The organism is Micromonospora kangleipakensis, assembly GCF_004217615.1.
In the GTDB taxonomy this organism is placed as follows: Bacteria; Actinomycetota; Actinomycetes; order Mycobacteriales; family Micromonosporaceae; genus Micromonospora; species Micromonospora kangleipakensis.
In genome coordinates this window covers 3,200,224-3,222,623 of the sequence record NZ_SHLD01000001.1, presented here as the reverse complement: position 1 = coordinate 3,222,623, position 22,400 = coordinate 3,200,224, and the positions used below count along the sequence as shown (strand labels likewise).

27 protein-coding genes are annotated in these 22,400 nt (G+C 75.4%); 15 read left to right on the top strand and 12 right to left on the bottom strand.

Features of this window, described 5'->3' with window-relative positions; all coding sequences use genetic code 11:
* Positions 1–5: 5 nt before the first annotated feature.
* Entirely contained in the window at positions 6–2,558 is a 2,553-nt protein-coding gene (gene hrpB / locus EV384_RS15415) for an ATP-dependent helicase HrpB (protein ID WP_130334047.1), read from the top strand.
* 4 nt (positions 2,559–2,562) lie between these two features.
* Here hrpB and EV384_RS15410 read toward each other — a convergent pair whose 3' ends face one another.
* Positions 2,563–3,288, bottom strand: a complete 726-nt coding sequence (locus EV384_RS15410) for a PP2C family protein-serine/threonine phosphatase (RefSeq protein ID WP_130334045.1) — start codon at positions 3,286–3,288, stop codon at positions 2,563–2,565.
* A gap of 67 nt (positions 3,289–3,355) precedes the next feature.
* Here EV384_RS15410 and EV384_RS15405 point away from each other — a divergent pair, with 67 nt between their 5' ends.
* On the top strand, positions 3,356–3,550 hold the full coding sequence (locus EV384_RS15405) for a hypothetical protein (protein ID WP_130334043.1): 195 nt from the start codon (positions 3,356–3,358) through the stop codon (positions 3,548–3,550).
* Between the two features lie 160 nt (positions 3,551–3,710).
* On the opposite strand, the gene EV384_RS15400 is transcribed toward EV384_RS15405, so the two are convergent.
* Positions 3,711–4,037, bottom strand: coding sequence for a hypothetical protein (locus tag EV384_RS15400; protein ID WP_242624078.1), 327 nt, complete (start codon positions 4,035–4,037; stop codon positions 3,711–3,713).
* A gap of 456 nt (positions 4,038–4,493) precedes the next feature.
* On the opposite strand from EV384_RS15400, the gene EV384_RS15390 reads away from it, so the two are divergent.
* The 7 genes from EV384_RS15390 to EV384_RS15360 all read left to right on the top strand — a co-directional run bounded on the left by EV384_RS15390 (position 4,494) and on the right by EV384_RS15360 (position 9,285).
* The gene (locus EV384_RS15390) at positions 4,494–5,219 is read left to right on the top strand and encodes a DUF5753 domain-containing protein (protein ID WP_423202958.1); all 726 of its coding nucleotides are present in this window, start codon (positions 4,494–4,496) and stop codon (positions 5,217–5,219) included.
* A complete protein-coding gene (locus tag EV384_RS15385) occupies positions 5,207–5,407 on the top strand; it encodes a DUF397 domain-containing protein (RefSeq protein WP_130334037.1) in 201 nt (66 codons plus the stop codon). Before EV384_RS15390 ends, EV384_RS15385 begins: the two co-directional genes overlap by 13 nt.
* Positions 5,362–5,709, top strand: a complete 348-nt coding sequence (locus EV384_RS15380; protein ID WP_130334035.1) for a DMT family transporter — start codon at positions 5,362–5,364, stop codon at positions 5,707–5,709. Before EV384_RS15385 ends, EV384_RS15380 begins: the two co-directional genes overlap by 46 nt.
* 56 nt (positions 5,710–5,765) lie before the next feature.
* Positions 5,766–6,692 (top strand): hypothetical protein, encoded by a 927-nt coding sequence (locus EV384_RS15375; RefSeq protein ID WP_130334033.1) that lies wholly within the window; start codon positions 5,766–5,768, stop codon positions 6,690–6,692.
* Positions 6,689–7,201: a hypothetical protein gene (locus EV384_RS15370; RefSeq protein ID WP_242624077.1), complete on the top strand. Its 513-nt coding sequence runs from the start codon at positions 6,689–6,691 to the stop codon at positions 7,199–7,201. Before EV384_RS15375 ends, EV384_RS15370 begins: the two co-directional genes overlap by 4 nt.
* Before the next feature lie 215 nt (positions 7,202–7,416).
* Positions 7,417–8,739, top strand: coding sequence for an MFS transporter (locus tag EV384_RS15365; RefSeq protein ID WP_130334031.1), 1,323 nt, complete (start codon positions 7,417–7,419; stop codon positions 8,737–8,739).
* Between the two features lie 12 nt (positions 8,740–8,751).
* Positions 8,752–9,285: a GNAT family N-acetyltransferase gene (locus EV384_RS15360; RefSeq protein WP_130334029.1), complete on the top strand. Its 534-nt coding sequence runs from the start codon at positions 8,752–8,754 to the stop codon at positions 9,283–9,285.
* 78 nt (positions 9,286–9,363) lie between these two features.
* On the opposite strand, the gene EV384_RS15355 is transcribed toward EV384_RS15360, so the two are convergent.
* Genes EV384_RS15355 through EV384_RS15335 form a run of 5 tightly spaced genes read right to left on the bottom strand, consistent with a single transcriptional unit; the run spans position 9,364 to position 13,953 of the window.
* Positions 9,364–9,621: a UBP-type zinc finger domain-containing protein gene (locus EV384_RS15355; RefSeq protein ID WP_130334027.1), complete on the bottom strand. Its 258-nt coding sequence runs from the start codon at positions 9,619–9,621 to the stop codon at positions 9,364–9,366.
* A 28-nt stretch (positions 9,622–9,649) separates the two neighbouring features.
* Positions 9,650–11,230 (bottom strand): Na+/H+ antiporter, encoded by a 1,581-nt coding sequence (locus EV384_RS15350; RefSeq protein WP_130334025.1) that lies wholly within the window; start codon positions 11,228–11,230, stop codon positions 9,650–9,652.
* A gap of 36 nt (positions 11,231–11,266) precedes the next feature.
* Entirely contained in the window at positions 11,267–12,232 is a 966-nt protein-coding gene (locus tag EV384_RS15345) for a TIGR03885 family FMN-dependent LLM class oxidoreductase (RefSeq protein ID WP_130334023.1), read from the bottom strand.
* A gap of 41 nt (positions 12,233–12,273) precedes the next feature.
* The gene (locus EV384_RS15340; RefSeq protein ID WP_130334021.1) at positions 12,274–13,686 is read right to left on the bottom strand and encodes an NADP-dependent succinic semialdehyde dehydrogenase; all 1,413 of its coding nucleotides are present in this window, start codon (positions 13,684–13,686) and stop codon (positions 12,274–12,276) included.
* A 12-nt stretch (positions 13,687–13,698) separates the two neighbouring features.
* A complete protein-coding gene (locus tag EV384_RS15335) occupies positions 13,699–13,953 on the bottom strand; it encodes a DUF6343 family protein (RefSeq protein ID WP_130334019.1) in 255 nt (84 codons plus the stop codon).
* Positions 13,954–14,125: 172 nt separating this feature from the next.
* On the opposite strand from EV384_RS15335, the gene EV384_RS15330 reads away from it, so the two are divergent.
* Positions 14,126–14,737, top strand: a complete 612-nt coding sequence (locus tag EV384_RS15330) for a putative antibiotic biosynthesis monooxygenase (RefSeq protein WP_130334017.1) — start codon at positions 14,126–14,128, stop codon at positions 14,735–14,737.
* A gap of 116 nt (positions 14,738–14,853) precedes the next feature.
* Positions 14,854–15,693: a GDSL-type esterase/lipase family protein gene (locus tag EV384_RS15325; protein ID WP_130334015.1), complete on the top strand. Its 840-nt coding sequence runs from the start codon at positions 14,854–14,856 to the stop codon at positions 15,691–15,693.
* 53 nt (positions 15,694–15,746) lie between these two features.
* On the opposite strand, the gene EV384_RS15320 is transcribed toward EV384_RS15325, so the two are convergent.
* From EV384_RS15320 to EV384_RS15315, 3 genes are all read right to left on the bottom strand, one after another.
* The gene (locus EV384_RS15320; RefSeq protein WP_130334014.1) at positions 15,747–16,484 is read right to left on the bottom strand and encodes an EcsC family protein; all 738 of its coding nucleotides are present in this window, start codon (positions 16,482–16,484) and stop codon (positions 15,747–15,749) included.
* A gap of 36 nt (positions 16,485–16,520) precedes the next feature.
* Positions 16,521–16,667 (bottom strand): hypothetical protein, encoded by a 147-nt coding sequence (locus EV384_RS34820; protein WP_165439948.1) that lies wholly within the window; start codon positions 16,665–16,667, stop codon positions 16,521–16,523.
* 111 nt (positions 16,668–16,778) lie between these two features.
* On the bottom strand, positions 16,779–17,672 hold the full coding sequence (locus EV384_RS15315; protein ID WP_130334012.1) for a peptidase M23: 894 nt from the start codon (positions 17,670–17,672) through the stop codon (positions 16,779–16,781).
* Positions 17,673–18,105: 433 nt separating this feature from the next.
* Here EV384_RS15315 and EV384_RS15310 point away from each other — a divergent pair, with 433 nt between their 5' ends.
* The 3 genes from EV384_RS15310 to EV384_RS15300 are packed head-to-tail and all read left to right on the top strand — an operon-like array spanning position 18,106 to position 20,258.
* Positions 18,106–19,026, top strand: a complete 921-nt coding sequence (locus EV384_RS15310; RefSeq protein WP_130334010.1) for a proteasome assembly chaperone family protein — start codon at positions 18,106–18,108, stop codon at positions 19,024–19,026.
* Between the two features lie 60 nt (positions 19,027–19,086).
* Positions 19,087–19,884 carry an exodeoxyribonuclease III gene (locus tag EV384_RS15305; protein WP_130334008.1) on the top strand — a complete coding sequence of 266 codons (798 nt, stop codon included), beginning with the start codon at positions 19,087–19,089 and terminating at the stop codon, positions 19,882–19,884.
* Between the two features lie 53 nt (positions 19,885–19,937).
* The gene (locus tag EV384_RS15300) at positions 19,938–20,258 is read left to right on the top strand and encodes an antibiotic biosynthesis monooxygenase family protein (protein WP_130334006.1); all 321 of its coding nucleotides are present in this window, start codon (positions 19,938–19,940) and stop codon (positions 20,256–20,258) included.
* 6 nt (positions 20,259–20,264) lie between these two features.
* On the opposite strand, the gene EV384_RS15295 is transcribed toward EV384_RS15300, so the two are convergent.
* Both EV384_RS15295 and EV384_RS15290 read right to left on the bottom strand, forming a co-directional pair.
* Positions 20,265–20,936: a class F sortase gene (locus EV384_RS15295; protein ID WP_130334004.1), complete on the bottom strand. Its 672-nt coding sequence runs from the start codon at positions 20,934–20,936 to the stop codon at positions 20,265–20,267.
* Between the two features lie 8 nt (positions 20,937–20,944).
* Positions 20,945–21,508: a hypothetical protein gene (locus tag EV384_RS15290; RefSeq protein ID WP_130334002.1), complete on the bottom strand. Its 564-nt coding sequence runs from the start codon at positions 21,506–21,508 to the stop codon at positions 20,945–20,947.
* Between the two features lie 130 nt (positions 21,509–21,638).
* Between EV384_RS15290 and trmB the strand changes: the two genes are divergently transcribed.
* Positions 21,639–22,373, top strand: a complete 735-nt coding sequence (gene trmB / locus EV384_RS15285) for a tRNA (guanosine(46)-N7)-methyltransferase TrmB (RefSeq protein WP_130334000.1) — start codon at positions 21,639–21,641, stop codon at positions 22,371–22,373.
* The last annotated feature ends 27 nt before the right edge of the window (positions 22,374–22,400 follow it).

Below are 22,400 nucleotides of genomic sequence, written 5' to 3'. Positions count from 1 at the left end.
GGACCGTGCTCTCCGACGTACCCCTCGACCTGCCGGTCCGGCCGGTGCTCCCGACGCTGGTCGCGGCGCTGCGGGCGACCGGCGACGCGGTGCTGGTGGCGCCGCCGGGCACCGGCAAGACCACCCTCGCCCCGCTCGCGGTGGCCGACGAGGTCGCCGGCCGGGTGCTGATCGCGCAGCCCCGCCGGGTCGCCGCCCGGGCCGCCGCCCGCCGGATGGCCGGCCTGCTCGGCGAGCGGGTGGGCGAGCGGATCGGGTACGCCGTCCGGGGCGAGCGCCGGGTCGGGCCGGCGACCCGGGTCGAGGTGGTCACCACCGGCCTGCTGCTGCGCCGCCTGCACCGCGACCCGGAGCTGCCCGGAGTCGGCGCGGTGCTGCTCGACGAGTGTCACGAGCGGCAGCTCGACGCCGACCTGGCTCTGGCAGTCGCGGTGGAGGCCCGCGGCACGCTCCGCCCCGACCTGTGGCTGCTGGCGATGTCGGCCACCCCGCAGGCGGACCGGTTCGCCGCGCTGCTCGGCGCCGACGGGCGGCCCGCGCCGGTCGTCCGGGCGGAGGCCGCGCTGCACCCGGTCACCCGGATCTGGGCGCCGCCGCCCCGGCCGGTGACCGCGCCGGGCGCGGGCCGGGTCGACCCGGCGCTGCTCGACCACGTGGCGGCCACCGTCCGGCGGGCGCTGCGCGAGCGGGACGGGGACGTCCTGGTGTTCCTGCCCGGCGCCGGCGAGATCGCCGCGGTCACCGGACGGCTGGCCGACCTGCGGGACCGGATCGCCCTGCTGCCGCTGCACGGCCGGCTGCCCGGGGCGGCCCAGGACGCGGCGCTGCGCCCTGCCGACCGCCGACGGGTGGTGCTGGCCACCGCGGTGGCGGAGAGCAGCCTGACCGTGCCCGGGGTCCGGGTCGTGGTGGACGCCGGGCTGAGCCGGGTGGCCCGCACCGATCTGGCCCGCGGGCTCGGCGCGCTGGTGACCGTCCCGGTGTCCCGGGCGGCGGCCACCCAGCGGGCCGGCCGGGCCGGGCGGGAGGCCGCGGGCGCCGTCTACCGGTGCTGGTCGGAGGCGACGCACGCCCGGCTGGCGCCGCAGCCGGAGCCGGAGATCGCCACCGCCGACCTGACCGGCTTCGCGCTGGAGCTGGCCGCCTGGGGCGACCCCGACGGCGCCGGGCTGGCCCTGCCCGATCCCCCGCCGCCGGCCGCGATGACGGTCGCCCGGGAGACCCTCACCGCCCTCGGGGCGGTCGACGCGGACGGCCGGATCACCGCCCGGGGCCGGGTCATCGCGTCGGTCGGGGCGCATCCCCGGCTGGCCCGGGCGCTGCTGGACGGGGCGGACCGGGTGGGCCCGGACCGCGCCGCCGAGGTGGTGGCGCTGCTCGCCGAGGAGACCGTCGCGGGCCCGGGCGACGACCTGACAGCCGCCTGGCGCCGGCTGCGCACGAACGTGGACCCCGCCGCCACCGCCCGCTGGCGCGCCGAGGTACGCCGGCTCCGGGCCGCCCTGCCCGCCGGCACGCCCGCCGACCGCCCCGGGGAGGCGGGCGGTGCGCGGGCCGCCGCGCGGGGGGACCGCCTCCCCGACGACCTGGCCGCCGGGCTGGTGGTGGGGCTGGCGTACCCGGAACGGCTGGGCCGGGCGCGGCGGGCCGGCGGTTCGGCGTACCTGATGGCGGGCGGCACCGCGGCGGAGCTGGCGCCGGGGTCGGGGCTGGCCGGGTCGGCGTGGCTCGCGGTGGCCGTCGCCGACCGCTCCCCCGGCGCGCCGGCGGCCCGGGTGCGGCTCGCCGCGCCGGTGGACGAGGCGACCGCGCGGGAGGCGGGCGCCGCGCTGCTGCGGTCGGAGCGGGAGGTGGGCTGGTCCGGCGGGGACGTGGTGGCCCGGGAGGTGGTCCGGCTGGGCGCGGTCGAGCTGGTCGACCGGCCGCTGGCCGCGCCGGGGCCGGAGCTGGTCGCCGCGGCGGTGCTGACCGGCCTGCGCCAGGGCGGGCTGGGGCTGCTCACCTGGACCCCGGCGGCGACCGCGCTGCGCGAGCGGCTGGCGTTCTGCCGGCAGGCGCTCGGCGACGAGTGGCCGGACATGGGCGACGCCGCGCTGCTGGCCGAGGCGCCGCGCTGGCTCGGTCCGGAGCTGGCCCGGGCGCGCCGCCGGGCCGACCTGGCCCGGATCGACGTGGCGTCGGCGCTGCGCCGGCTGCTGGACTGGCGGCAGGCGGCCCGGCTGGACGAGCTGGCCCCGGAGCGGCTGGCCGTGCCGAGCGGCTCCCGGGTCCGGGTGGACTACGCCGACCCGACCGCGCCGGTGCTCGCGGTGAAGCTCCAGGAGACCTTCGGCTGGCGGGACGCGCCGCGGATCGCCGACGGCCGGGTGCCGGTGCTGCTGCACCTGCTCTCCCCCGCCGGCCGGCCGGTCGCGGTCACCGCCGACCTGCCGTCCTTCTGGCGGTCCGGCTACCCGCAGGTCCGGGCGGAGCTGCGGGGGCGCTACCCGCGGCACCCGTGGCCGGAGGACCCGACCACCGCCGAGCCCACCCGGCGCGCCGCGCCCCGGCGGCGCTGAGGGGCTACTCGTCGACGATGTCGGCGATCAACACGGTGACGTTGTCCGGGCCGCCCGCCCGCAGGGCCAGGTCGATCAGCTGGCGGGCGCACGCCTCCCGGTCGGGCTGGCCGGCCAGCACCTCGGCGAGGGTGTCCGGGCGGACCACGTTGGAGAGGCCGTCGCTGCACAGCAGCCAGCGGTCGCCGGCCCAGGGCACCATCGTCGCGTACGTCGGGGAGACCTCGTCGCCCTGCAACGCCTGGGTGACCACGGCCCGGCGCGGGTGGCTGCCGGCCTGCTCGGCGGTGATCACGCCCTGGTCGACGAGCATCTGCACGAAGGTGTCGTCGCGGGTGACCTGCTTGAGCACCCCTTCGCGGAACAGGTAGGCCCGGGAGTCGCCGACGTGGGCCAGGGCCAGGCAGCTCCCGGTCCGGGCGAAGAGCAGGGCGGTCAGCGTGGTGCCCATGCCCTGGCGTTCCGGATCCTCCTCCACCGCCTGGCGGATCCGCGCGGTGGCCAGCTCGATCCCGCTCTGCAGGGCGGCGACCAGCGCGTCCTCGGGGGTCTCCACGTCCAGCGGCCCGAAGGCGTCGATGGCGATCCGGCTGGCCAGGTCACCGGCCGCCATGCCTCCCATGCCGTCGGCGACGGCGACGAGCCAGCTGCCGGCGTGGAGCGCGTCCTGGTTCCCGCTGCGGATCAGCCCACGGTCGCTCGCCCCCACGGAACGAAGCTTCAGGGTCATGGGAGGCAGCCTGCCAGGCGAAGGGCGCAGTTGTCTCTAGGAGATCAGGACGATGCCGCGTGGCGCGGTGAATCTCCCGGTCCGTCGCGCCGCCGACCCGTCGCTCAGCTCATCGGGTCGCGAGTCCTGGAACGCGAAGGTCCCGGCCGGCGGCGCCAGCCCCGCCCCCGACCTGGTGGCCCTGAACGGCACCGCCTGCACCGTCTCCATGACCCGGGGCGGCGCCGAGCGAGAACCCTCTGGCCAGACGCTACGGAGCTGATGACGTAATCGATTCAGCGGCGCGGGACCCGGCCGGCCGACGGCGGCCGGGCGGCGCGCTCGCTGATTCACCCCCGACATCAGCTCCACAGCGCGCCGGCCGTCATGCCGGTGCCGCCAGGGGCCTGCGGCGGCGCCGCAACCGGCGGACATCATCTTCTTCATGGTGTTTCCCCTTCTCTGTCGGTGACACGGGGTGTTCCATCAGGGACTTCGTCGTCGCCCCCCGGCGCGGATGCGCCTGGCGGTGACATTCCGGCCGGGTCCCTGCCCCGCGCCCGGGCCCAGCCCAGGAACCGCTCCGCCAGGTCGGCCGGCCGGGCATGCCCGTTGAGCTGGGCGAGCTGCTCCCCCGCCTCGTGCATCACCGTGCCGAGATACACCAGCAGCGCCGGCCGGTCGTCGCGGTACTCGACCAGCAGCGCGAGCCGGGCCGCCGCGCACGGCCACTCCGCGCCGCACGCCCGGCACCGCCACAGCGGCCGCATGGGTACGTGCGGTCGCGCCGGCCGGCTCACCCCGGCGTCCCGGGACGGCGTAGCGCGGACGGACCGTCGTTGCGACGCCAACCGCCCGCCCGCCAGCGCTGCGCCGGGGTGAGGTTGCCGGTCCGGCCGGGATCCATGGTGGGGAGGACCTGCGTCGACGCGGTCTGCCACGGCAGGCGCTGTCGGGGGACGCGGCACGGGGGCGGGGCGGGCTCGCGACGCCAGAACCGAAGACGCACGGGCGGAACCTCCTTCACGAGTGGTGGGGCGGGCCGCCCCGACGCCGTTGGCGGGGCGGCCCGGCGGGCCCGCCGACGGTTCGGGCCACGGCGGCGGTGCCGTTGATGGGAGCCTGCCGCGCGTCGCGGGACGAGCACACCACGTAGCGGTAGCGTCGGCGGACGTTTGGGACGTCCCCTGTGGAGGTGGGGTGTGAACGACGCGTTGCGGGTCGCCATGGCCGAGATCGGCGAGACGGCGGAGTCGCTGGCGGAGCGGGTCGGTGTCGACCCGAAGACGGCGGCCCGCTGGGTGACGCCCGGCCGGGTGCCGCATCCCCGGCACCGGGCGGCGGTGTCCCGGGCGCTCAGCCGGGAGGTCGGCGAGCTGTGGCCGGAGGTGGTCCGCCGCCGCGAGCCGGCCTGGTTCCGGCCCTGGGCCGAGGTTGAACGGGAGGCCACCTCGCTGCGCTCGTTCGAGACATCGGTGCTGCCCGGCCTGCTCCAGACCGAGGAGTACGCGCACGCGGTGCTGAGCAGCGGACCGCTGGCCGACGACGAGGTGGAGGGCTACGTGGCCGCCCGCGTCGCCCGGCAGGCGGCGGTCTTCGACCGGCCCCGCCCACCGCTGACCGTCTTCGTGGTCGACGAGGCCGCCCTGCGCCGCGGCGAGCCGAAGATCATGCACCCGCAGCTCGACCACCTGGTCGCCATGGCGCAACGGCCCCGGGTCCTGCTGCACGTGCTGCCGCTACGCGCCGGCTTCCACCCCGGGCAGGCCGGGCCCTTCGTGATCGCCAGCGTCGACGACGGCGACGACGTGGCCTATCTGGACGACCAGGCCGCCGGCCGGACGACAAAGGACGTTGCCGCCCTCTGGCAGGTCTGGGACACTCTCAGGTCGGTGGCGCTCCCGCGCGACCAGTCGATCCAGCTCCTGAAGGCGCGACCATGGCTGACCTGACCGGCGCCCGCTGGCGCACCAGCACCCGCAGCAGCTCCAACGGCGGCAACTGCGTCGAGGTCGCCGACAACCTCCCCGGCGTCGTCCTGGTCCGCGACTCCAAGAACCGCACCGGAGGCACGCTGAGCTTCACTCCGGCCGCCTGGCGGGCGTTCGTCGGCGGGCTCCCGGCGTCCCGCCGCGCCTAGAGGCCGCGATCACCGCCGAGGTGATCGGCACGAGCCTGCTCAAGGCGACGGACGGCTTCACCCGGCTCTGGCCCACGCTCGGCCTGGCCGTGGCGTACCTGTCGGCGTTCGGGCTGCTCGCCCTGGCGGTACGGGACATTCCCGTCGGCGTGGCCTACGCGGTGTGGTCGGGCCTGGGCACGGCGGCCATCATGGCCATCGGCGCGGTTTTCCTGGGCGAGCCGCTCAGCGGGGCCAAGGTGGTCGGCGCGGGTCTGGTGATCGCCGGGGTGGTCGTGCTCAACCTCGGCGGCGCCCACTGAGCCCGGCGGACCGAATCCGCTGGACGCGCGGCGGCACGTACGCGAGGGTGGCGGCCATGGATTCCGGCGAGCTGTCCGGCGCGGAGCGTCGGGTGTGGACGGCGCTGCCGGCGGGGACGCGCGCCGCGCTGGCCGGTCTGCCCGCCGCAGAGCTGCGGACGCTGCTGCTGACGGTGGCCCGGGACCGCGCGGCGACGGTGCGCCCGGCGGACGTGCTGCGGCGCTGGCGGGAGGACCGCTTCGTCCGCCCGTCCGACGCCGACCCGCGCGTCCTCGCCCGGCTGGAGGCGCGGATGTGGGAGCTGCTGCCGGCCGACGTGGCGGGCGTGGAGCTGTCCCCGGTCGCCCCGCCCGGCACCTGCTCCGCCCTCACGCCGGTCAGCCAGAACCGGATCGTCACCACCATGCGCGGCACGGAGGTGGTGAGCGACCCCACGAACGCCCTCGCCGTCGAGGCGGCGGCGCGTCGGCAACGGCAGCCCCGGACCGGCGAGGTGCACCTGGCCGCCGCGCACCGGGTGCTCCGGGCGCAGGACTTCGGCCCCGGCGCGTCCGCGCACTTCCGGCTCTTCACGCTGGTGTCCAGCGCCCGCGACGCCGGTTCGGGGCGTACCGAGGCCCGGCTGCTGGTCCGGCAGCTGGCCTGGTGGCGGGCGGTCCTCGCCGAGCTGGCGCCGTCGAGCGCACCCCGACTGCACGTCACGGTCCTCGATGACGCGGTACTCGGCGAACGGCTGGCCGACACCGTCCGCCCGGCACTCGCCGCCGACGGAATCCCGCTGCTCGACGAGCCGGAGCGGGAGCGCGGACGGGGCTACTACGTCGCCTGCGCGCTGCGACTCACCCTTCGTGACGGCACGTGGGAGGTCGGCGACGGTGGCCTCACCGACTGGACCGCCCGGCTGACCGGCGACGCCAAGGAACGCTGCCTGGTCTCCTGCCTCGCCACCGAGCGCCTCGTCACCGGCACGGTGCCGCGATGACGGCCCTCGTCGTCCAGCGGATCAGGGTCCGCTGGACCAGCCGCGACGCCGCCGCGGCCACCGTCCGCGGCGGGGTCGTCCAGGAGTACGCGCTCCCGGACGCGCCGGCCGGCGGGATCACCGTGCACGACGTGCTGCTGGACGAGGCCACCGGTTACCGGCCGACGGACCGCCTCGGGTCGGGTGACGCGGCGGTCCGCGAGGCGGGCCTCTGGGTCGAATGGCGCGACGGCGCGGCGGTGGTGGATCACCTCCCGAGCCGGGCCTCGTACCCGTTCCAGCGGGCCCGCACCCGGTTGTTCTCCCTCGCGCCGGGCCAGCTCGGGCGCTGGCGGGCGAACTTCCGTTTCACCGGATGCGCCTGTTCCGCCCGCTGGTGGTACGAGCAGTGGGCCGTGCGGGTCGCCCACGCGCCGGCCCGCCCCGACCTCTTTCACGCCGCACGGTACGCCCGCGACGTGGACCACCGGGTGCACCTCTACGGCGGTCCACGCCCCGGCCGACGCTGACGGGTCAGCCGACGGGCCGGCACATGGCGACCCGCTCGGCCGGGTCCAGGCCCATCGCGCCCTCGGCAGCCAGCAGCTCGGCCAGCCCCGGCGTGACCTGCGCCCCGGTCAACTCCCGGAACCCGCACCGGGCGTAGTACGGCCCCCATCTCCTGTGACCGGCGTCGCGTCGCCAGGGACGGCCGGTCCACCCGGCCCTGCCTAGGGTCGGTGGCATGGCCGTCGATGGGGATGCCGTAGCTCCGCCACGATCGCCGCGCGGGCTGAGGGGAATCCTGGGCGGGGCGGCCTCGCCGATCCCGCCGCCCGGACGGCTGCGCACCCTCTCCCTGGCCACCCTGGCCAACACCGTCGGCTCGGGGCTCTGGCTGGCCGGCGCGGCGCTCTACCTCACCCGGGACGTGGGGCTCTCCGCCGCCTCGGTCGGCGCCGGGCTCACCATCGCCGGGCTGGTCGGGCTGACCGCCAGCGTGCCGCTCGGCAGCCTCGCCGACCGGCGCGACCCGCGTACGCTCCGGGCGGTCCTGCAACTGGGCCAGGCCGCGGTCGCCGCGGCGTACCTGCTGGTCGGCTCGTTTCCGGTGTTCCTCGTGGTGGCGGTGCTCGACGCGCTGCTCACCTCCGGCAACCTCGCCGTCCGCGCCGCGCTGGTCGCCGCCGTCGGCGGGCCCGACGGACGGGTGCACGCCTTCGCCACGCTGCGGGCGGTGGCGAACCTGGGCATCGCGGTCGGGGCAGGGCTGGCCGGGTTCGCGCTGGCCGCCGACACGCACCTGGCATACCAGGTGCTGGTGGTCGGCAACGCGATGACCTACCTGCTGTCGGCGGCGCTGCTGCTGCGACTGCCGGCCTACCCACCGGCCCAGCGCGACCGTACGGCCGCCGCCCCGCGCCGGGGGCGGGCGCTGCGCGACGGACGCTTCCTCGCGGTGAGCGGGGCGTCGGCGGTGCTCGCCCTGCACTGGACGGTGCTCACGCTCGTCCTGCCGCTGTGGGCGGTGACCCGGGCCGGCGCGCCCCCACCCGTGGTGTCGGCGGTGCTGCTGACCAACACGGTCCTCACCGTGCTGCTGGCGCTGCGGCTGAGCCGCGGCGCGGACGCCGCCGCCCCGGCGGCCCGGCAGCTGCGCCGGGCCGGCCTGGTGCTGGCCGCGGCGATGCTGCTGTACGCCGCCACCGCCGGGCTGCCCACCGCCCTGGCGGTCGCGCTCCTGCTGGCCGCCACCGTCGTCTACACCGTCGGCGACCTGTGGCACGGCACCGCCGGAGCCGGACTGGCCTACGACCTGGCCCCGCCGGACGCCGTCGGCGCGTACCAGGGGGCGGACGCGATGCTCGCCGGCCTGGCCCGGGCGGTCGGCCCGGCCCTGCTGACCCTGGTGATCCTCGACGGCGGGGTGCCCGGCTGGTTGGCGGTGGCGGCGCTCTTCGCCGTCGTCGGCGTGACCGTCCCGCCGCTGACGAGGTGGGCGCTGGCGGGCCGGCCGTCGGCGGTCGCGGCCGGGAAGACCGACCACGGACCCGCGGACCCGGTGTAGCAGCATGTCGGCATGAGCGATCAACGGACCATCACCATCCGGCCCGGCGGAGCCGACGATGCGGCCACCGTGCTGCGGCTGCTCGACCGCGCCACCGCCTGGCTGGTGGCCCGCGGCCGGACCGGCCAGTGGGGCACCGAGCCGGCGTCGACCGATCCGCGCCGGATCGCCCAGGCCGACGCCTGGGCGGCGGGCGGCGGGCTGCACCTGGCGGTGCTCGGCGACATCCCGGTCGGCGCGCTGGTGGTCGGTTCCGCCACCGACTACGTCCCCCCGGCCACCGAGCCCGAGCTGTACGTCAACCTGCTGGTCACCGACCGGGCGCACGCCGGGCTGGGCATCGGGGCGCGGCTGCTGGAGCACGCCGCGGAGCTGGCCCGGGCGCGCGGGCTGGGGCTGCTGCGGGTGGACTGCTACGGCGGGGACGACCGGGCGCTGGTCCGCTTCTACGAGGGCTGCGGCTTCACCGCCACCGACCCGTTCACCGTGGTGCGCCCGGGTCGGGACCCCTGGCCCGGCCAGGTCCTCGCCCGCCGCCTGGACTGAGCGCTCACACCTCGACGTCGACGGGGACGCCCGGCGGCAGCCGCACCCCTCCCAGTGTCGCGCCGGCCGGGCGCGGCGTCAGCCGATCTCCTCGTCGACGAAGCACCAGCGCCAGGTCTCCCCCGGCTGAACGGACCGCATCACCGGGTGCCCGGTGGCCTCGAAGTGCTTCGTCGCGTGCTGGTTCGGCGAGGAGTCGCAGCACCCGACGTGCCCGCAGGTCAGGCAGGCCCGCAGGTGCACCCAGTCGGCGTCGCCGATGGCCACGCAGTCCGGGCACTCGTCGGTGGTCTTCGGTTCGGCCAGGCCCGGCTCGGCCAGATGTTGACAGCTCATCGGTCATCCTCCCGCTCGGCTCGGCGGCTCACTCGCCGCTCTCCTGGCGCAGCAACGACTCCTCCAGGTCCAGGTCGCGGTAGGCCCGCACCAGCACCTCCTCGGGGATCTTCCCCGAGTCGCGGGCGGCCCGGAACACCTCCCGCTCGGCGTCGATCATCTCCTGCCGCAGCCGACCGTACGCCTGGGACGGAGTTTCCCGCTCGGTGCCCCCCAGCCGTTCCCAGGCCAGGTTGGTGCGGCTCCGCACCAGCCCGCGCAGCCGTTCGACGACGGCCGGGGGCGCCCCGTCGGCCAGCTCGTCGAGGCGTTCCCGGGCGGCGCGGCTGGCCTGCTGTTGCACGGCGGCGGCGGAGAGCGCGTCCTGCACCGGGTCGTCCGGCGGGAGCTTCAGCCGCCGGGCGACGGTCGGCAGGGTGGCGCCCTGGGCGACCAGGGTGACCACGATCACCGCGAACGCCAACCAGATGAAGAGCTGCCGCGGGTACGGCCGCCCCTCGGCCAGGGTGAGCGGGAGGGCGAGCGCGGCGGCGAGGGTGACCACGCCGCGCATCCCGGCCCAACCGAGGACGATGGGGACCTGCACCGGCGGCGCCGGGTCCCGGCGCCGGACCCGGGGCACCAGCCGGGCCAGGTAGGTGGCCGGGAAGAGCCAGACGAACCGGGTCAGGAAGACGACGGCCAGCACCGCGGCGGTGATCCCGGCCAGGAAGCCGAACGGCTCGTCGAGGTCCCGGACCACCTCCCGCAGTTGCAGGCCGACCAGCAGGAAGACCAGCCCTTCCAGCAGGAACCGGATCAGCCCCCAGAACGCGGCGACCTGGAGCCGGGAGGCGGCCGACATCAGCAGCGGCAGCTTGTGGCCGATGCCCAGCCCGGTCACCACCACCGCGACCACCCCGGAGGCGTGGATCTCCTCGGCGGCGAAGACCACCGCGAACGGCACGATCAGCGACAGCGCGTTGTCCAGCACCGCGTCGCTGATCCGCTTGTGCAGGTACCCGAAGACGACCACGCCGAGCAGTCCGATCAGAATGCCGCCGCCGGTGGCGACGAGCACCTCGCGGGCCACGTCGCCGAAGCCGACGCCACCGCCGGCCGCGGTGGCCGCGGCGATCGCCACCCGCAGCAGCACCAGCGCGGTGGCGTCGTTGATCAGGCTCTCCCCCTCCAGGATGGTGACGATCCGGCGGGGCAGGCCGACCTTCCGGGCCACCGCGGTGGCGGCGACCGCATCCGGCGGCGCCACCACCGCGCCGAGGGCCAGGCAGATCGAGTACGGGACCTGGGGCAGCAGGAGGTGCACGACGGTGCCCACCGCGAACGCCGTGAAGATCACCAGCCCGACGGCGAGCAGCAGGATCGGCCGCAGGTTCAGCCGGAACGCCGGCACCGACGTCTCCAGGGCCGCCACGTAGAGCAGCGGCGGCAGGATGCCCACCAGCACCAGGTTCGGGTCCAGCCGCACGTGCGGGAAGAACGGCAGGAAGGAGAGCGCGAGGCCGAGCACGACCAGCAGGATCGGCGCGAGCAGGCCCAGCCGCCGGGCCAGCGCCGCGCCGAAGGTGGCGATCGCGAGGAAGACCACGACCTGGAACAGAGCTTCCATGGGTACGAGCCTAGGGGTCGCGGCGGCGGACGGTGATCAGGCGGGCGTCCGCAGCTTCGGCAGCACCTCCGCGCCGAAGGTGTCGATGAACGCCCGCTGCTCCTGCCCGACGTGGTGCAGGGCGATCTGGTCGAAGCCGAGCGCCAGGTACTCCTCCAGCCAGCCGACGTGCCGGCCCAGGTCGGCGGAGACGTGCACGGTGGAGGCGACCTTTTCCAGCGGCACGTCCGCGGAGACGGCGTCGAAGTGCTCGGTCATCTCCAGGTCCCAGCAGACCGGCGGGGCGAAGACGTTGCTGCGCCACTGGTCGTACGCGATCGCCTCGGCCTCGGCCTGGTCGGGCGCCCAGCTCACGTGCGCCTGGAGGTGCAGCGGCCCCCGCCCGCCGGCGTCCCGGTACGCGTCGATCATCTGGCGGAGGTGGTCGGCGGGCGCGTTGACGGTGATCAGGCCGTCGGCCCACTCGGCGCACCAGCGCGCGGTGGCCACGCTGACCGCCGCGCCGATCAGGGCCGGCGGCCGCTCGGGACGGGTCCACAGCTTCGCCCGGTCGACCCGGACCAGCCCGTCGTGGCTGACCTCCTCGCCGGCCAGCAGCGCCCGGATCACGTCGACGCACTCGCGCAGCCGCGCGTTGCGGACGTCCTTGCGGGGCCAGCCGTCGCCGGTGATGTGCTCGTTGCTCGCCTCGCCGGTGCCAAGCGCCGCCCAGAACCGGCCCGGGTACATCGCGCCGAGGGTGCCGATGGCCTGCGCGATGATCGCCGGGTGGTAGCGCTGCCCGGGCGCGTTGACCACCCCGAAGGGCAGGTTGGTGGCCTGGAGCGCGGCGCCCAGCCAGGACCAGGCGAAGCCGGACTGGCCCTGGCGGGCGCTCCACGGTGAGAAGTGGTCCGAGGACATGGCGGCGTCGAAGCCGGCCCGCTCGGCGTGGATCACCGCCGCCAGCAGCTTGGCGGGGTGGATCTGCTCGTGGGACGCGTGGAAGCCGAACACCGTCATGGGCGCACCTCCTACCCATGACGGCGTCCGGCCAATCGCGGCTACTCGGCGTGTGCGCCGGCCCCGGCGGAGGCGGCGCCCTCCCCCACCCAGACGGTCTTGGTGTTGCAGAACTCCCGCATGCCGAAGGCGGAGAGCTCCCGGCCGTAGCCGGAGTTCTTCACGCCGCCGAAGGGCAGCTCCGGGAAGGACGTGGTCATGCCGTTGATGAAGACGTTGCCGGCGTCCAGGTCGGTGGCGAAGCGCTCCTGCTCGGCCGGGTCGGTGGTCCAGGCGTTGGAGCCGAGGCCGAACGTGGTGCCGTTGGCCACCTCGATCGCCTCGTCGTACGACGAGACCCGGTAGAGGCCGGCGACCGGGCCGAAGACCTCCTCGGACCACATCCGCATCTGCGGGGTCAGGTCGGTGACCACGGTCGGCGGGTAGTACCAGCCGTCACCGGCGGGCTTCTCGCCGCCGCAGAGGACGGTCGCGCCCTGGTCGACCGCGTCCTGCACCTGGGCGTGCACCTCGTCCCGGCCGTGTTCGCTGGCGAGGGGGCCGACGTCGGTGCTCCCGTCCATCGGGTCGCCGACCTTCAGCGCCGCCATGTTCGCGGCGAACTTCTCGGCGAAGGCGTCGAAGACGTCGGTGTGCACGATGAACCGCTTCGCGGCGATGCAGGACTGGCCGTTGTTCTGGCAGCGGGCGGTGGTGGCGACCTCGGCGGCCCGGTCCAAATCGGCCGAGGGCATCACCACGAACGGGTCGCTGCCGCCGAGTTCGAGCACCGTCTTCTTCACTTCCCGGCCGGCGATCTGGGCGATGGAGCGGCCCGCGGTCTCGCTGCCGGTCAGGGTGGCGGCGCGGACCCGGGGGTCGCTGAGGATCCGGTCGACGGCCTCCGAGCCGACCAGCAGTGTGCTGAACGCGCCCTCGGGGAAGCCGGCCCGGCGGAAGACGTCCTCCAGGTAGAGGGCGGTCTGCGGCACGTTGGAGGCGTGCTTGAGCAGGCCGGTGTTTCCGGCCGTCAGGGCCGGCGCGGCGAAGCGCATGACCTGCCAGAGCGGGAAGTTCCACGGCATCACCGCGAGCACCGGGCCGATCGGCTGGTAGCGGACGAACGCCCGCTTCGCCTTCACCGCCTTCGCGTCGGCCGGCTCGTCGGCGAGCATCCGCTCGGCGTTGGCCGCGTAGAAGCGGCAGGCGGTGGCGCACTTGGTCACCTCGGCCTGGGCCGCCGCGTACGTCTTGCCCATCTCGGTGGTCATCAGCCGGGCGGTGTCGTCGCGCTCGGCGTCGAGCAGGTCGGCCGCCGCGTTCATCCACTGCGCCCGCTGGGCGACGGTGGTGCGGTGCAGGTCCCGGAAGGCGAGGTCGGCCCGCTCGATGGCGGCGTCGATCTGCTCGTTCGACATCGGGTCGTACGTCTTGAGCACCTGTCCGGTGGCGGGGTTGGTGGTGGCGATGGGCATGTCGTGCTCCTGTCACTCGAACAGTGAGTGCCGCACGCCCGGCTCCTCACGGTGGCGGGCGGCGCGTCGGCGCTGGATGACGATCAGGTCCACCACGGCCACGACGGCGAGGACCGCGCAGAGGACGCCCAGCCAGGCCACGTGGGCCCAGAACGCCACCACGGCGAAGACGGTCATGGTCACCAGCCCGAAGGTGGCGAGCGCGAGCCGCAGGTTCAGCGCGCTGTACGCGTTGCTGACCCTACGGCGCGGCTGTGATCGCGTCATTCCTCCCGGCTACCCCGGCACGGGCGCCGCTAACCGGTCGACCCGCCGCTGGGACCGCCGGTGAGCCCGGCCACCGAGCGGGTATCCGGTGGATGCGAGCCCCTGGTGGGTTGCGTTACACCGGTACGCCGCGACCGGGCCGATCCCGGCGACGGCGGGGAGGATTGAGGGCATGACCATGACCCACGCGGCGCCGGTGACCGTCGCGATCGCCCGACGCGCCGATCCGGCGCGCGGCGACGAGATGGTGGCGTGGATGCGGGCCGGCACGGCGCTGGCCGAGAGCTTCCCCGGCTTCCTCGGGGCCGGGTTCGTGCAGCGTGCGCCCGGGTCGCCCGAGTGGCACATGCTGTACCGCTTCGCCGACGACGAGACGCTGCGCCGGTGGGAGGAGTCCCCGCAGCGGCACTGGTGGCTCACCTCGGCCCAGGGCATCGTCGAGCACACCCGAATGGAGCGGCGGACCGGCATCGAGGGCTGGTTCGACGCGCCGGTCGACCACGTGGTGGAGAAGCTCGTGGCGGGCGACGCCGAGCCGGCGGTTCCGGCCGCGCCGCCGAGGTGGAAGCAGGCGGTGACGATCTGGCTGGCGTTCTTCCCGCTGAGCCTCACCGCGACCCTGCTCACCGCCCGGTTCATCGCCGACGTGCCCCTGGCGGTGCGGACCCTGCTGATGACGCTCTGCCTCACCCCGCTGATGACCTACCTGGTGCTGCCCCGGATCACCCGGGCCCTGCACTGGTGGCTACACGGCCAGCCGGCCCCTTGGCGGGCCGGCCGCTAGCACGTCAAATTTAACGGTAGTTGTCAATGCCTGAAGGTTGACAGGAGTCGTTCCCCGTCGCTCGGCGCGCATAGGGTCACCGTGCCGTTGCTCTGCGCCGCCGGACGGGGGACGTGATGCCTCGACGCTGGGTCGCCGCGCTCGCCTGCCTGGCGGCGCTGGTCGCGATCGCCTGCGACGGGGCGGACGCCTCGCCGCGACCGTCGGCCTCCGCGCGCCCCGGCGCGCCGACGGTGATGTCCGCCCTCGGCGACTCGATCACCACCGGCTTCGCCTCCTGCCTGGTGCTGGTCACCTGCGAACGCAACTCCTGGTCCACAGGGGACGGTATCCGGGTGGAGAGCCACTACCGGCGGCTGCGCGAGCGCTACCCCGCGCTGCGGGCGTACGACCGGGCGACGCCGGGGGCCCGGGCCACGGCGTTGGTCGGGCAGGCCGGCGCGGCGGTCCGCGACAGGGCGGACTACGTCACGGTGCTGATCGGCGCCAACGACGCCTGCCACGGCGGCATCGACGCGATGGCTCCGGTGGCCACCTTCCGCGACCAGGTCGACCGGGGCCTGCGGGTGCTGCGCAAGGGCCGGCCCAGGGCGCGCGTGCTGGTGGTCAGCATCCCCGACCTGTACCGGCTCTGGGAAATGGGGCACACCGAGCCCCGGGCGGTACGGGCCTGGGGGTACGGCATCTGCCCGGCGCTGCTGGCCGACCCGACCTCGACGGCGCCCGCCGCGGTGGCCCGCCGGGCCCGGTTCCGGCAACGGATCGACGACTACAACGCCCAGCTCCGCGCGGCCTGCCGAGCGTACGGGTCACGCTGCCGGTGGGACCGTGGTGCGGCGCACCGGCTCCGCTTCGGCCTCGCCCTGGTCAACACCCTGGACTGGTTCCACCCGAACGCCTCCGGCCAGGACCGGCTCGCCGAGGTGAGCTGGCCGGCCGCCGGCTGGTCGGACTGACCGGCCCCCCGCCGCCAGCCCGGCGTCCCACGGGAGCGCCGGGCGGCGGCCGGTCAGGGGCGGCGCTGCCGGGGCAGGCCGTCCGGGCCGTTGCGGTAGAGGGCGCGGGCCCGCTCGGCGAGATCCTTGGTGGCCGAGGAGTTGGCCCAGGTGCCGAGGACGATCGCCGCGCCGGGGACCACCTTGGCGACGACCCGCTTCGCCGCCCGCATCCCGGCCATCTGGGCCAGCCGGACGCCGAGCTGGAGCATGACCCTGCCCAGCGGGCGTTCCCCGGCCATCCCGAAGAGGGCCCCGGCGCGTTCCCGCCCGGCGGCCACCCCGAGGGCGAGCCGGGCGCTCTCGGCGACCTTGTGCACCCGCTGCAGCACCAGCAGGTCCGTGGCCCGGTCGGGGTGCACCGGGTCGACGCCGTACGCCGCCGCGACGTGCAGCACCAGCCGGGCCTGGGTCCAGGCCAGCACGCCCACGTCGATCACCGCGCCGGGCAGCCCGGCGGCGCCGGAGACCGCGCCGGAGAGCCGGGCCCGGTTGACGAACCGGCGGACCGCCTGGTCGGCCAGTTCGTCAGCCGGGACGTCGGGCCGGGCCGCGCGCTCCCGGGCGACCCACTGCGCCGCCTCCGGCCCGAGTCGCCGGACGGCCTCCAGGGCCAGGTGCTCCGGGGCGTACTGCGGGTCGTCCCGCATCCGGTCCCAGAGCGTGGCCGGCGGCGCCTCGGGGGCGTCGGCCGGGGCGGCGGGCGCGGTCGGGACGGTGGGCTCGCCGTCGACGGGCGCGGATTCGTTCACCATGGCTCCCCGGGGGTCGGTTCGCGGCGTACGGGGTCAGCGCCGCCGGCTGGACAGACGTGCGGCCAGCTGCCTGAGCTTGCGCTGGTTCTCCGGCTTGGCCAGCTGGCGCCGGCCCCGGTCGACGAGCTGCTGACCACGCGGCGAACGCAGGAACGCGCTGATCCGTTGCACCAGTGACATGTCGTCCTCCTGTCGGCGGTCCCCCGTCATGTGTACCTGGGACCGGCAACCCCTGGTACCCGGAACCGCCGTCCGGCACGCGTCCACAGTGCGCCCCGGCACCGGCCCCGGTCAGCCGAGGATCGCGTCGACGACCTGCTCGGCCCGCCACTCGTGCTGGGCGTACGCCCACGGGAAGGCGGACACCTGTACGGCCTGGGCGGCATCGGTCAGCGCCATGTCCTGCCAGCCGGGGATCTCCTCCAGCGCGGCGAGGAACTGGTGGGTGGCGAACTTCGGGTCCATCAGGTCCCCCACCGACCCCCAGCCGCTGCTGGGGCGCTGCTGGAACAGCCCGACCGAGTCGTGGTCCCAGCCGATGGCCTGGTGCGGGTAGTTCTGCGACTCGGGCAGCACCGCGCTGGCGTAGTTGTAGAGGTTGCTCTCCTGCATGGCGGTGGCCACCGCGATGACCAGGCCCCGACGGGGCACGCCCATGTCCCGGCCGGCGCGCACGATCGCCTTGGCGTTGTCCATCTGGTCCTCATCGAGGCCGGCCACCGGGGCGATCCGCTTCGGCTTGGGCTTCGGCTTCGGCTTCGGCTTGGCCGCGGGCTTCTTCGTCGCGGACGGGGAGACGTCCGGGTCGGCGGTCTGCGCGACCGGTGCCGGCGGCTGCCGGTCGCTGCCCCGGGAGGCCGCGTCCGGGGTCGCCCGCTGGGCGACCTCCACCGGCTGGGCCGGGGTCTCGGTGTCACCGATCGCGCCGGCGCCGACCTGGCTGACGCCGACCAGGCCCAGGCAGCAGACCGCGCCGGTGGCCACGGCCAGGCGGGTCCGGCCGGGCCGGGCGGCGAAGGGGTTAGCGAAGCCGCCGAGGCGGGTACGGAGGGAGCCGAGGGTGGAGAGCCGGGGAGCGGAGGGCTCGGTGAGGCTGGTTGACCGATCGGTGGAGGGGATATCGTCCGAACGGTCAGCCGAACCGCCGAGGCCGTACTGGTCGTCGAGGGTGCCGTCGTCACGCATTCGCCGAGGTTAGGCAGGGCGAGCCCTGGTCACCCAGCGCCACGGAGTGGCCCTGCCCACAGTTGCGGCCTCCCGAACCGGACCGGCCGGGCCGCCCCGGACCCGGCCGGGAGGATCCTCGCGGATCGGTCAAACCTCCGCCCGGTCACGAGTCCTGCCGCCCGGGGGAGGTAGCACGCGTCCGGCGACCGGTCGTTCCATGAACGACTAACTAGTACTTTCGGCCGATCTGCTGATCCCCCATTCGGTGATCTGGGATGCAAGATCGGCGTATTCGCCCCGATTTGATCATCCGGCGCGTCAAATTGTGATCATCCAGCAGCCGCCGAGCCGGGTCCTGCCGGAATGGATCAGGATGGCGGGTACGTTGCCCGAACCGGGTGCCGTGCGCGCACGGCCACCCGTACGCGCGTATCCAGGGAGGTCCCAACCGGTGCTCGACCCACACGAGCTCTACGAACTCACCGACGAGCTGCCCGAACTCGGTCAACCGGTGCTGATCCAGGCGCTCACCGGCTTCGTCGACGCCGGCAGCGCCGCCCGGCTGGCCCGCGAGCAGCTGCTCACCTCCCTCGAGGCACGCCCGATCGCCCGGTTCGACGTCGACCAGCTCTTCGACTACCGCTCCCGCCGCCCGGTGATGACCTTCGTGGAGGACCACTGGGCCGACTACGACGCCCCGGCGCTGGAGCTGCACCTGCTCCACGACGACGACGAGACCCCCTTCCTGCTGCTCACCGGCCCCGAGCCGGATCTCCAGTGGGAGCGGTTCGTGGCCGCGGTCGCCGGGCTCTCCGCCCGGCTGGACGTCCGGCTCACCGTCGGGCTGAACTCCATCCCGATGGCGGTCCCGCACACCCGGCCCACCGGGGTCACCGCGCACGCCACCCGCCCGGAGCTGATCGCCGGCTACGAGCCGTGGCTGCAGCGGGTGCAGGTGCCGGGCAGCGTCGGCCACCTGCTGGAGTACCGCCTCGGCGAGCAGGGCCGCGACGCGCTCGGCTTCGCCGCACACGTGCCGCACTACGTCGCCCAGTCCGAGTACCCGGCTGCCGCCGAGGCGCTGCTCGCCTCGGTCTCCCGCAGCACCGGCCTGCTGCTGCCGCGGGACGGGCTGCGCGCGGCCGCCGAGGTGGTCCGGGTGGAGATCGACCGCCAGGTCGCCCAGACCGAGGAGGCGGCCACCCTGGTCCAGGCCCTGGAGGAGCAGTACGACGCGTTCGCCCGGGGTCGCGGCGAGAAGAACCTGCTGGCCGCCGAGACCGGCCCGCTGCCCACCGCCGACGAGCTCGGCGCCGAGCTGGAACGCTTCCTGGCCGAGCAGACCCGCCCGGGCGACACCCCGGGAAGCTGATCGTGCCCGGCCCGCGCGCCTGCGGCGGCGGGTCGGGGCGGGATGCGGCAGGCTAAAGGCATGCGCCTGGCGACCTGGAACGTCAACTCGGTGAAGGCCCGCCTGCCCCGGCTGCTCGACTGGCTGGCCACCACGAAACCCGACGTCGTCTGCCTGCAGGAGACCAAGTGCCCCGACGGGGCGTTCCCGGTCGAGGAGGTGGGCGAGCTGGGCTACGAGGCGGCCAGCCACAGCGACGGCCGATGGAACGGCGTGGCCATCCTCTCCCGGGTCGGGCTGGCCGACGTGGCCGTCGGGTTCCCCGCCGAGCCCGGCTTCCCCGAGCCCGAGGCCCGGGCCATCTCGGCGACCTGCGACGGGGTGCGGGTCTGGTCGGTGTACGTGCCGAACGGCCGCGCCCCCGACGACCCGCACTACGCGTACAAGCTGGCCTGGTTCGCCGCGCTGCGCGACGCGCTCGAACCGGAGCTGACCACCGGGCTGCCCCTCGCCGTCTGCGGCGACTTCAACGTCGCACCGACCGACGCCGACGTCTGGGACCCGGCGCTCTTCGTCGCCTCCACCCACGTCACCCCCGCCGAGCGGGCGGCCCTGGCCGCGCTGCGCGACCTCGGGCTCAGCGACGTGGTGCCCACCCCGATGAAGGGCCCGCACCCCTACACCTACTGGGACTACCGGGCCGGGATGTTCCACCAGAACAAGGGCATGCGGATCGACCTGGTGTACGCCTCGGCGCCGTTCGCCCGCACGGTCCGCTCCGCGTACGTGGACCGGGAGGCGCGCAAGGGCAAGGGCCCCTCCGACCACGCCCCGATCGTGGTCGACGCCGACCTGGTGCCGGCCGTCGAGGCGCTCTGATCCGCCCGGCCGTCGTCGCGGCCCGGTCCGGCGGCGGTCGTTAGGGTGGAGCCATGGCAGTCGTGAAGATCAACGCGATCGACGTCCCGTCCGGCGCCGGCGAGGAGCTGGAGAAGCGGTTCGCGGCCCGGGCCGGCGCGGTGGAGAACTCCCCCGGCTTCCTCGGCTTCGAGCTGCTCCGCCCGGTCGCCGGGGAGAGCCGCTACTTCGTCTACACCCGCTGGGAGTCCGAGGAGGCGTACCAGGCGTGGGCGGCCGGGCCGTCCCGGGCCGCGCACGCCGGCGGCGCGGGTGGCGAACAGCGCCGCCCGGTCGCCAGCGGCGCGACCCTGCTGGAGTTCGAGGTGGTCCAGCAGGTGCCCGGCAAGGGCTGAGCCCGGTCAGGGCCGGCGGGTGTCGACCAGTGAGGCGAACGCGATCACGTTGTCCGCGTACCCGGTCCGCCCGCCCAACCACTCGCCGCCGCAGGTGATCAGGCGCAGCCCCGGCGGGCCCTCGTCGCCGTACACCCGGTCGGCCGGCAGGTTGGCCTTGTCGAAGTGCTCGACCGTGTCGACCTTGAAGGTCACCACGCTCCGGTCCGACCGGGTCACCTCGATCCGGTCGCCCGGCTTGAGCTTGCCGAGCTGGTAGAAGACCGCCGGGCCGCTCTTGGTGTCCACGTGCCCGACGATGATCGCCCGGCCCGGCTCCCCCGGGGTCGGGCCGCGGTCGTACCAGCCGGTCTGGTGGTGCTTGCTCAGCGGCGGCACCGCGATCGAGCCGTCCCTGGCCTGCCCGACGGGTGTCACCGGCGCGGTGACCTTGATCGCCGGCACGGAGAGGCTGACCGGGCGGCTCGCCGGCAGCGCGCCCTCCGGCGGCGGGTCGCCCTGCCCGGGGCGTACCGCGTCGGCGGCCCAGTCGAACGGCCCCGCGGTGCGGCCGAGCCCCGCCCCGGTGGCGAAGACGCCGACCAGGACCAGCACCACGGCCAGCGGCGCCGACCAGGGGCTGCGCCCCGCCCGCCGGGCCGGCCGGGCGGCCGGCTGCGGGGCGGGATGCGAGGCCATGGCGGGACTCAGCGGCGGGCGGCGCCACGGACGGTACGGGGCCGGCGCGCCGCCAGCACGCCGACGGTCGCCCCGGCCAGGGTCAGTGCGAGTCCCATCGGCACCAGCAGGTCGCCGAGGCCGACGCCGGCGCTGCCGCCGAAGCCGGTCGCCGGCCCACGGCTCGGCGCGACCCGCTTCACCACCTGAAGCATCGTCGACGCGGTCTGCCCGCTCGGGCACTCCAGCTTGACCCGGTAGTTGCCGGGACGGGTGCGCTCCTTGACCATCGGCGAGGCGGTCAGCAGCCCGCGCTGCGGCTGCACCTGCACCCGGCCGAAGGCGTCGGACACCACGATCGCCGGCACCGAGTTGTCCCGGCAGCTCGCCCGGATGCCGACCAGGAAGCCGGGTTCCACGGTGCTCGGGGTGACCTCGACGAAGATCACGTCACCGGGCGGCGGCGGGGACTGCCCGGGCGCCGGCTCGGCGACGGGGACCGGGGCGGCCAGGGCGGGGACCGTCCCGACCAGCGGGGCGGCGAACGCGGCAGCGGCGGTCGCCAACGCCGCGCGGCGCGTGACTGACACCATGACCCCTCCCGGCGCGGTAGGGCGGTACCGGGCAGCGGGCCGCCCGTCCTGCCGTACTGGGATGAATCCTCTCACCCCTGGCCGCACCTCACATCCGATCGGTCGAACCGTCGCGTAGGCTCGGGTCGCTGTGACCTCCACCGACCAGACCCCCGCCGCCCCGCCCGCGCACGTCGCGCCGATCCGCACCTTCCACCCCCGCCGGGGGCGGATGAGCGGCCGCCAGCTCGACGCGCTGGACCGGCTCTGGCCGGCGTACGGCCTGGACATCGCCGAGCTCGACGGGCCGTTCGATCCGACGGCGCTCTTCGGCCGGCCGGCCCCGCTGGTGCTGGAGATCGGATCCGGGATGGGCGATGCCACCGCCGCGATGGCGGCGGCCGATCCGGACCGACACTATCTGGCGGTCGAGGTGCACACGCCCGGAATCGCCAACCTCCTGGAGCTGGCGGAACGGCACGCGCTGGGCAACGTCCGGGTGGCCCGGGGCGACGCGCTGGACCTGGTCCGGGCGCTGCCGGAGGGCTCGCTGGACGCGCTGCACGTCTTCTTCCCCGACCCCTGGCCCAAGTCGCGGCACCACAAGCGGCGGCTGATCCAGCCCGGCCACGTGGCGCTGCTGCGTTCCCGGCTGGCCCCCGGCGGGACGCTGCACTGCGCCACCGACTGGGCCGAGTACGCCGAGTCGATGCGGGAGACCCTGACCGCCGACCCGGAGCTGGTCGACACCCACGGCGGCTTCGCCCCGCGCCCCGCACACCGCCCGGTGACGAAGTTCGAGCGCCGCGCACTCACCGCCGGCCGCCCGGTCTTCGACCTGGTCCACCGCCGGGTCGCCGCCACCGCCGCGCCCGCCCGGGGCTGACCCGCGGGCGTACCCCTCCGGATGGTC